General features: G+C 41.2%; 9 protein-coding genes and 1 pseudogene. 2 read left to right on the forward strand and 8 right to left on the reverse strand.

The annotated features are described in order from the left end of the window. Positions 1 to 38: 38 nt before the first annotated feature. The 3 genes from TY16_RS00350 to ahpC all read right to left on the reverse strand — a co-directional run bounded on the left by TY16_RS00350 (position 39) and on the right by ahpC (position 2837). Positions 39 to 536, reverse strand: a complete 498-nt coding sequence (locus tag TY16_RS00350) for a hypothetical protein (protein ID WP_043929680.1) — start codon at positions 534 to 536, stop codon at positions 39 to 41. Positions 537 to 729: 193 nt separating this feature from the next. Then, positions 730 to 2259 carry an alkyl hydroperoxide reductase subunit F gene (ahpF, locus tag TY16_RS00355; RefSeq protein WP_043929681.1) on the reverse strand — a complete coding sequence of 510 codons (1530 nt, stop codon included), beginning with the start codon at positions 2257 to 2259 and terminating at the stop codon, positions 730 to 732. Between the two features lie 14 nt (positions 2260 to 2273). After that, on the reverse strand, positions 2274 to 2837 hold the full coding sequence (gene ahpC, locus TY16_RS00360) for an alkyl hydroperoxide reductase subunit C (protein ID WP_043929683.1): 564 nt from the start codon (positions 2835 to 2837) through the stop codon (positions 2274 to 2276). Between the two features lie 602 nt (positions 2838 to 3439). On the opposite strand from ahpC, the gene TY16_RS00365 reads away from it, so the two are divergent. Together TY16_RS00365 and TY16_RS26470 are read left to right on the forward strand one after the other, a co-directional pair. Continuing rightward, a complete protein-coding gene (locus tag TY16_RS00365; RefSeq protein WP_043929684.1) occupies positions 3440 to 3658 on the forward strand; it encodes a hypothetical protein in 219 nt (72 codons plus the stop codon). A gap of 42 nt (positions 3659 to 3700) precedes the next feature. Continuing rightward, positions 3701 to 3877, forward strand: coding sequence for a hypothetical protein (locus tag TY16_RS26470; RefSeq protein ID WP_197028336.1), 177 nt, complete (start codon positions 3701 to 3703; stop codon positions 3875 to 3877). Between the two features lie 397 nt (positions 3878 to 4274). Here TY16_RS26470 and TY16_RS00370 read toward each other — a convergent pair whose 3' ends face one another. From TY16_RS00370 to TY16_RS00390, 5 genes and pseudogenes are all read right to left on the reverse strand, one after another. Continuing rightward, positions 4275 to 5105, reverse strand: a complete 831-nt coding sequence (locus TY16_RS00370; protein ID WP_231505539.1) for a carbohydrate ABC transporter permease — start codon at positions 5103 to 5105, stop codon at positions 4275 to 4277. Beyond that, complete coding sequence (locus TY16_RS00375) at positions 5102 to 5989, reverse strand: carbohydrate ABC transporter permease (RefSeq protein ID WP_043934392.1); 888 nt, start codon at positions 5987 to 5989, stop codon at positions 5102 to 5104. Before TY16_RS00375 ends, TY16_RS00370 begins: the two co-directional genes overlap by 4 nt. Before the next feature lie 108 nt (positions 5990 to 6097). Then, a complete protein-coding gene (locus tag TY16_RS00380) occupies positions 6098 to 7393 on the reverse strand; it encodes an ABC transporter substrate-binding protein (RefSeq protein ID WP_043929686.1) in 1296 nt (431 codons plus the stop codon). 28 nt (positions 7394 to 7421) lie between these two features. Continuing rightward, on the reverse strand, positions 7422 to 8996 hold the full coding sequence (gene gcvPB / locus TY16_RS00385) for an aminomethyl-transferring glycine dehydrogenase subunit GcvPB (RefSeq protein WP_043929687.1): 1575 nt from the start codon (positions 8994 to 8996) through the stop codon (positions 7422 to 7424). A gap of 15 nt (positions 8997 to 9011) precedes the next feature. Then, positions 9012 to 9460, reverse strand: a pseudogene (locus TY16_RS00390) (aminomethyl-transferring glycine dehydrogenase subunit GcvPA); the annotation flags it as partial.

Raw genomic sequence — 9460 nt, forward strand, 5'->3', positions numbered from 1 at the left:
CGCCTACTGCTTTGGCTTGCTAAAACTGTCTCTGTTTTTTATTCGTAATATATCCCTAGTATTTCGTTCATCTCGTCAATACGGTCATTTACGTCTTTCATCTCTTCGCTGAACATGTAATCAAACGACTCAAAGTCCTGTGAATAATTTAATCCATTGTACATATAATCAAGGGTTTCTTCCAGGTCGGTAATTGTATTCAAAACGCTTTTCTTTAAATCCTGGGTGTCCTCTTCCTTGACATCCCGATTTACGATTTTTTCTCTTGCCGCTTTTAGCTCACTCTGTATGTCGAGATTTTCTTCAAACCCTTTTTCAACCTGCCAGCTCGAATATTCGAGATAAGTTGTGTTTTCCACCGCACTATTAACATGGTCGTTAAACTTATGAAGGACAGGGAAATATTCCTCGTCCAAGTACTCTCTAAATGCATAAAAATCTTCTCTTTCTTTATTGTGCTGGTATGTAAAAACGCCAATAAAACCAGCCAGCAAGATAACAACTACCAGTACAGCCCTAACTATAATCTTTCTCATTTGACTTCCCCTTTTTCTGTATATCCATGATGGTTAACAGAAAAATTTTACTATCCGTCCTCTATAAATACAAATGTAATTTTTTACTTTTTCTCTACTCCATATCAAACATAAAAAACATTACAAAAAGCCGCTTGCGGGTAAGCAAGCGGCTTTCTGCATAGAGGTCACCTCAATTGTGTCCTCTTATTATTTAATTCCTGATGAGATAATCGAATGCACCCAACGCTGCGGTAGCACCTGATCCCATCGAAATGATGATTTGCTTGTACGCACTGTCGGTACAATCTCCTGCAGCAAACACGCCTGGGATGCTGGTAGCACCGTGCTTGTCTACTACGATTTCACCGAATCGTGTGCGCTCAAGTGAGTCTCCAAGCCAGTCAGTGTTTGGAACAAGGCCGATCTGTACGAACACGCCTTCGAGCTCAACATGATGCTCTTCCTCTGTTTCACGGTCAATATAGGAAATTCCGTTGACTTTGTCTGTTCCGGTAATTTCTTTTGTTTGAGCGTTCTTGATGACAGTCACGTTCGGAAGGCTATATAAGCGGTCCTGAAGAACTGTATCGGCTTTTAGCTCTGACATGTATTCAAGCACTGTTACGTGCTTTACAATGCCTGCCAGGTCAATTGCCGCTTCAATTCCTGAGTTGCCGCCGCCGATTACAGCAACGTGCTTTCCTTCAAATAATGGGCCGTCGCAATGCGCACAGTAGGCCACACCTTTGTTTTTGAACTCAGCTTCGCCTGGAACGCCGACATTTCGCCAGCGTGCACCAGTTGAAAGAATAATGGTCTTGCTCTTCAGCACTGCGCCATTTTCGAGCTCGAGTTCGATAAGGTCTTTCTTTTCAAGGCCAACAGCACGCTGAAGGTTCATGATATCGACATTGTACTCTTTCACATGCTCTTCAAGGGTGGCAGCAAGCTTAGGGCCTTCTGTATATTTCGTGCCAATGAAGTTCTCAATGCCGAGTGTATCCATTACCTGGCCGCCAAAACGCTCAGCGACAATACCGGTGCGAATGCCTTTACGCGCCGCATAAACAGCTGCACTTGCACCAGCTGGACCGCCACCGACAACAAGCACATCAAATGGCTCTTTATCAGCAAATTCGGATGCATCCGGAGCACTGCCAATCTTGGAAAGAATTTCTTCCAAGGACATGCGGCCGCCCCCGAACGATTCGCCATTAAGGAATACAGTCGGGACTGCCATAATGCCTTTGCTTTCCACTTCTTCCTTAAATGCTCCGCCATCGATCATCGTATGAGTAATCCCAGGGTTAACAAGGCTCATTACATTCAATGCCTGGACAACGTCAGGACAGTTATGGCAAGTCAGGCTGATATAGGATTCAAAATGATATTCACCCTTAATACTTTTCGCCTGGTCAAGCAGCTTCTGGTCCACTTTCGGAGCCCTTCCGCTAACCTGCAGGAGAGCGAGAACAAGGGAAGTGAATTCGTGTCCAAGCGGAATCCCGGCAAAAACGATTCCAGTGTCTTCACCAATACGGTTGACACTAAAGCTTGGAGTCCTCTCCAATTCTGCTTTCTCTACTTTAATTCTCGGTGACATTGTTGCAAGTTCATCAACGAGAGCCAGCATATCGCGAGATACATCATCAGACCCTGCACTTACTTTTAACAGTACATCCCCCTCCATCATCTGGAGGTATTGTTCCAATTGTGCTTTAATATCTGCATCTAACAACATGTTTATCGTGCTCCTTAAATTTTGCCTACAAGGTCAAGGCTTGGCTTAAGTGTTTCTCCGCCTTCCTGCCATTTAGCCGGGCAAACTTCGCCTGGATTGTTGCGTACGTATTGTGCCGCTTTGATTTTGTTTACAAGTGAGCTAGCGTCACGGCCGATACCGTCTGCATTGATTTCAACAGCCTGGACAATGCCATCTGGATCGATGATGAATGTACCGCGTTGTGCAAGTCCTTCTTCTTCATCAAGAACATCAAAGCCACGGGAGATCTTTTGGGAAGGATCGCCGATCATGATGTACTCAATTTTGCCGATTGTATCAGAATTGTCATGCCATGCTTTGTGAGTGAAATGTGTATCAGTAGAAACGGAGTAAACTTCAACTCCAAGGTCTTTTAGTGTTGCATATTGGTTTTGAAGGTCTTCTAGTTCAGTTGGGCAAACGAATGTGAAGTCAGCTGGGTAGAAGCAAACAACACTCCATTTACCTGTGAAGTTTTGATCAGTTACATCGATGAACTCACCTTTTTGGTAAGCTTTTGCAAAAAATGGCTGTACTTGTTTTCCAATAAGAGACATGTATAGTTCCTCCTTAAAATCTATGGTGATTGTATTACTGTTCACAAACTCATTATTATAAAATAATTATTGTTTGTCAAGAATAATGATAAATAAGCAATATTTTTTAATAACGCAAATATTTTTCCCAATAAAACGGGCGGTTCTTTGCTTTAACTCAGCATAGAACCGCCCATTGTTTTCGTTTCGGAATTCTCTTAATTTGCGGATTAAATTATTGCTGACTATATTATTATCGTATCATTCGTTCTCATTTATGCAAGCAATTGAACTTTGAATTAATAATCCACAATAAGTTGAAAGTGACTCCGATTTTGGGTTGGGGAAAGAAAGCCATCGCATACAATTTGGCTGCCCTGAATAAGTCAATCTGGTGAGATATTCTTCCCTATCCACATATATAAGGCAATCATGTATGGGTCCTTTTAACCAAAATGAACAGAGAAACACCTGATGTATTAGAATTAAAGAGCACTAATGAAACAACTTTTCGGGAATAATGGTAAGATAGAAGGTAAGGATTAATACCTTGGACAAAATTCTGAAAGTGAATTGGAGGAAGGAAGTCACTTTTGTCTACTATGGCGAAAAGGAGAATGATGATGACTACAATGACTACACTCACTTTTGCGAATAACCAAAAGGAATTGGATCGAAAGATCGAGCAAATCACGGAAAACCACCAAAGACTTAATCCGGAGAGCACCGTGGAGATTTCTTATGTAGACCCCAAGTTAAGTGAAATTCATTTTCTTCCCCACCACACGACCCAATTATTAATCGGAATAAAAATCCTGGATAAGGCCGATCACGACTTGTAACAAGGAGAAACGCGTTACCAACTGCAAAAGAGGTGTTAACTATTGTCTGGAAAAAACAAGTATCAAATTGGAGATAAAGTAACAATAAAAGCAACTGATGAAACAGTAACAATCAGTAAACTTATGTTTGTAAAAAACATGAAGAAGTATTCTTATACCATCAAAGAAAATCCTTCTACTTTTTACTTCGAAGATGAGTTAGTTAAAAAGGACATTTAAACAAAGCTCACTTAAAGCTACACATTTTCAAACTCAGTGTGGTATACTGAATGAGCCTTTTAGCAAAAACCATTTCCTTTACCGGAACCATCTCCCTACTCGCAACTTGAGTAGGGTTTTTTATTTAGTAGGAAACTCAAGAAAGTGAAAAATAATTCTCGTCCTCTCATTCACCGTATGTAACGTTCGGTATGCCTGCGATTTTTACAAGCTTCCATGTCACACCGGACACCCTTGCCTTTAACCAAAACAACCCCCATGGTTAATAAAAACTCATTCACACAAAAGAACTCAGCCACGATTTTACAAGTGACCGAGCCCCACGTAGATGGCAATATCCTTTTTAAGCGTAAAAAATACTCCATTTATTAATGTTTACAACTTCCAAACTTTAAAATTATTCTTTTACCGCCCCACCTAAAATCCCGGAAATAAAATGTTTTTGCAACAATAAGAAGAAGATCATAATCGGTATCGTGGATAATGTCGTACCAAGCATTAGCTGCCCATAATCAATCCGCGCCATACCAATTAAACTAGATAAAGCGACCGGCAACGTGAACATTTCGCTGGAATTCATCGTTATTAGCGGCCAGAGCAAACTATTCCATTGGGACATAAACAGGAAAATGGCAACTGCCGCGAGTGCCGGTCTCGTTACAGGAAAAATAACAGAAAAGAAAATCTTAAACTCACCTGCACCATCCACCCGTGATGCCTCAATAATCGAGTCTGGGACAGCCTTCATATTTTGCCTCATCAAATAAATCGCAAAAGGTGATGCCAACGTTGGCAGTATAATCGCCTGATACGTATTAAGCCAGTTAAAGGAAACCATCATTTCAAATAACGGAATTAATGTTACCTGGGAAGGAATCATTAATGTACATAAGATAATGAAGAAAAACAACTGCTTCCCTTTAAACTTAAATTTCGCAAAGGCATATCCCGCCATTGCACTGATGAGTGTACCGAACCCTGTATACACAAGGGCAACGAACAAAGAATTCCAAAAAATTCTGCCAATGTTTAGAGATTCGTTTAAACTCTGGAAGTTTTCCGCCAGATGATCACCAGGGAGCAGTTTTGGCGGAAGATGAAACAACTCTCCTGAAGGCAAGGTCGAACCAACAATCATCCAATAGAACGGACCAATCGATAGCAGGACACCAATAATCAATAAACCATACAACACAATTTTTGAAACCAATTTCCTGGATGCAATCACTCCTCATCACCTACCAGTTTCATTTGAATCCATGAGACAAAAGCTGTAATCATAACCAGGACATATGCTATTGCCGAAGCATAACCAAAGTCAAAAAACTTAAAGCCAGTTTCATATAAATAGAGAGTTATCGTCATTGTAGCTGCATTTGGCCCGCCATTTGTTAAAATGAACGGTTCATCAAAAAGCTGCAGGGTTCCAATCGTTGACATGACAACAGTAAAAATAAAGACGGGCTTTAATTGAGGGATTGTAATCATGAAAAATTGCTTTATCTTGCCAGCCCCATCAATACTCGCTGCTTCATATAACTCTGAAGGAATATTTTGCAGGCCTGCTAGAAAAATGACCATATTATAGCCTGTCCATCTCCAAGTCATAACAAGAATGACGGACATTTTTGCCCAAAAAGGTGTATTCAGCCATGAAATAGGATTAACCCCAATAAGGGACAGAAAATAATTAATAAGCCCAAATTGTTCATCCAATAAAATCATAAAAACTATCGACGCGGCAACAAGAGCTGTGATTGCTGGCATAAAATAAGAAATCCTAAAAAAAGCTTTCCCCTTTAACATGGAAGAATGGAGTCCTACCGCAATCAACAAGGCGAAAAAAAGCATGATTGGGACCTGGATAACCAGGATTTGAAATGTGTTGATGAGTGACTTATAGAATATTGGATCCTGAAACAACCTTATGTAATTGGCTAAACCTACAAATGTTTTTTGAATGCCGCGTACTTCCTGAAAGCTTAAAATAAATGAAGAAAAGAATGGATAGACAGTAAACAATAAAATGAGAAGAAATGCAGGTGCAAGAAAAAAGTAAGGAGCACTTCTTGGAGTAATTAAAGGCTTTTTCGTTTTAACCTCAATGTTCATTACCGTTGTTGTAACCTTTTCAGTCTGGTCCACCTGTGTCGCCTCCTGCTTTATAAAGTGATAGAGCTGAGAGGATTGGTATACAACCTCTCAGCTCTTTTCCTTTACCTATTTTTTAGTTTCATTTTCAAGCTGCTTTTGTGCATCTTTTAACGCCGATTCAACGGGTTTATTTTCCAGCAATATGGCCGCCTGGGCATTGCTATTCAAACTGCTCGCTTTAGCAAAATTTTCGTTAACATGAATTTCAGGTACCTGATCTACAATATCAGCAAACTTTTTGAAAATCGGACTATTATTAAAGTACTCACTATTGCCGGTAAATTGAGGGGCACTATAGGTTTCCTTCAAAGATGGGAAAAGTCCATATTTTTCAAATCCCAACAGCTGAGAGTCTTTATCTGTTGTAAAAAATTCTACAAAGGCATAAGCTGCAGATTGATTTTTGCTTGTAGAAGGGACCAGAAGCGATGAACCTCCCACATTCGCATATCTAGTGCCGCCTTCTTTAAAGCCTGGCAGATAAAAGACATCCCATTTACCCTTTAAATCTGCTGCCTGATCCATGATAGAACCTGCATACCAGACACCATAAGGTATTGTAGCAACACTTCCATTTACGGTTGCCGTTACAATCCCATCCCAACCTTTATTGTTTAAAATCAAATCCTCGTCATGAAGCTTTTTGATTACTTCCATCGATCGGATCGCTTCCTCTGATTGCAGCGTAATATTCCCTTCCTTATCAAAATAAGAGAGGCCCTGCTGCTGCATCATCATCTGAAATACGCCATCGTAATTTGGGATATCAATTGGGAGTAACTTCGCACCCGTTGCTTCCTTAATCTTTTTACCGGCTTCGATATAGTCATCCCATGTTTCAATAGAGTTAGGATCAATATTTGCTTTTTCAAAATAATCGACACGATAGAATACTCCTGCCGGCCCAATATCCCATGGTGCGGCGATAAAATTTCCATCCTTATCCTGAACTGCAGCTACTTTAGCGGGGTTGAACGAATCTTTGTATTTGTCATAACCCAATTCATTCAGTTTTAAAAATCCCTCAGGAAACTGATAAAGGTAACCCGGTATCCGCTCATCTTCCATTAATACAACATCAGGCAGTCCAGAACCTCTAGCTGCAAGGCCGACTGTTAACTTATCATATAGATCAGAGCTGTTAAAATCCTCTACTTTTACTTTTACATCAGGATGTTTTTCCTGAAACTTGTCTACTGCTTCTTTCATTGTAGCAGCAGCCACATCCCATCCCCAAATAGTAATCGTCCCCGATGGATTCTTTGAATTTCCTTTGTTCCCTTCATCGCCAGATGCATTATTGGAGCATGCAGATAATAAAACTAAAACCACAACCATCAGAAACGATACGTACTTTTTCAAATTACAGCCCCCCATTTTCTTTAAACATTTACTTAGCTGGTTCATATACTTCTGTCTTTTTAAAATAAGAACGCCAGGTAATGCACCATTTTTCAGGGTTATCAAGAAAATCTTGCTCGTCCAATTTATGAATTGTACTATTTTGGGGTGCAGCCTTAACTATTTCCGGATTTTCATAGGCTTCTTTGGAGATCTGCTCCAATGCATGAATGTATTCATCCAAATCCTCTTTTGAGTAGGATTCAGTTGGTTCAAGGGTGAATGGCTGCTTTACGATGTATGGATGGTGGCTCGTCCAGTAATGGAGTCCAAAATCAGCCATTCGCAGCGTAACATCCTCGGTTGTAACACCTGTTTCTCTCGTCAGCTGCTCCCAGCTATAGCGGACCTGCTCTAGCCTGTGCCCTTTTATATATGGCGCCCCAGCCCCGCGAATGGCCAAAACACGATGGTACATGTAGTTATTATTCAATACAGCAATTTTCGCTACTTCCTTCAGCCCCTCAGCTCCAAGTGACCGAATCCAGGCATATGCTCGAAGCACTGTTTGGGCAACTCCATGGAAGGAGCGGACTTTTCCAATCGAATGTTTTAAATCATAACAAAGCGTGTATCTCCCGTTAGAAGATCCAACAATTGGTACAGGCAAATACTCTTTCAGTTCAGCAATTACCCCTAGTGCACCCGTTGCCGGTCCTCCGCACATATGTGGTGCAGCGAACGTTTTATGAAGGTTAAAGAAGCACATATCAAATCCCGCTTCTTTCGCCCTTGTAATTCCCAATAGTCCATTTGCATTTGCCTGGTCATAAAAGCAAAGGCCGCCTGCCTGATGGACGATATCCGTAAACTCTTTAATTCTTGGATTAAAAATCCCCGTATCTTCAGGGTTGGCAACTACAAAACCTGCCGTTCTTTCCGATACTGCCGCTTTCAGCTTCTCGATATCAGGAAACCCATTTTCATCGGGGTGCAGGGTAATGATTTTATAACCTTTTACAGCCGCGGTTGCCGCCTGGGATGGATGGGAGAAAATCGTTGTAATGATTTCATTGCGCTGCTCCCCTTCTCCCCTTTGCTCGTGATATTTTCTTACGATGGATGCCATTGCAAATAATGCCTGTGTCCCGCTGCTTGGCTGGAATGAAAAGTAATCCATTCCTGAGATTTCCCTCATGCATAAATCCAGCTTGTGAAAAATCTCAAGCATTCCCTGAACTGTTTCCTCGTCCTGAAGCGGATGAAGTTCTGTCATTTTTGGATCACGAACAAGCATTTCATTAATTTTGGGAATATATTTCATCGTACAGGTGCCCTGTCCAATCTCCACGTTAAAATCTGAACCAAGAGTTTCCTGGGACAGTCTTAGGTAATGCCGTAGAACGCGTGCCTGCCCGATTTCGGGAAGATTCGGCTTAGCGTTCCTCCTCATTGCTGGCGGAATTGCCGAGATGCCATCCCCAACTGCCATTACAACTTTTTTATTGGCTGGCGGGAGTTCGACGCCCTTTTCACCAGGCTGATGAAGTTCAAAGATAATCGGTTCATTCCATTTTGCTTGATGGAAATCACGGGTTTTACTCGTGCGTTGAATCCTTTTCATTGTCATAACTCCTTTCTATTTCGCAGCAGATACAATTTCATGAATGGATTGAACAAGATAATCAATATCTTCCTTGGTATGAACCTCAGTTACACAAAACAAAGCTGCCTGGCCAAACTCAGGGAACTCCTGTGAAAGATCCTTTCCTCCAAAAACTTTCCTCTCTATCAATTGTTGATTAATCTCACTAACTTGAAGGCCAGTATTATTAAAATCTACAATGAATTCTTTAAAAAATGGCGACACAAGACGGGATCCTTTAATACCCTCAATCTGATTTAATTGCTGGACTGCATACTGGCTATTTTGCATGATCGTTTGCCCAACTTCCTCAATGCCATCAGGCCCCAGCAAAGCTAAATATACGCCCGCTGTTATCCCCCATAGTGCGGTCTGGGTGCCTACCGATTCCTTTCCATTTTCCCTTTTCGCAAAAGATGTACGGTCGTAGGCGACATCTCCAA

This window comes from Bacillus sp. EB01 (genome assembly GCF_000613125.1).
Taxonomy (GTDB): domain Bacteria; phylum Bacillota; class Bacilli; order Bacillales; family Cytobacillaceae; genus Bacillus_D.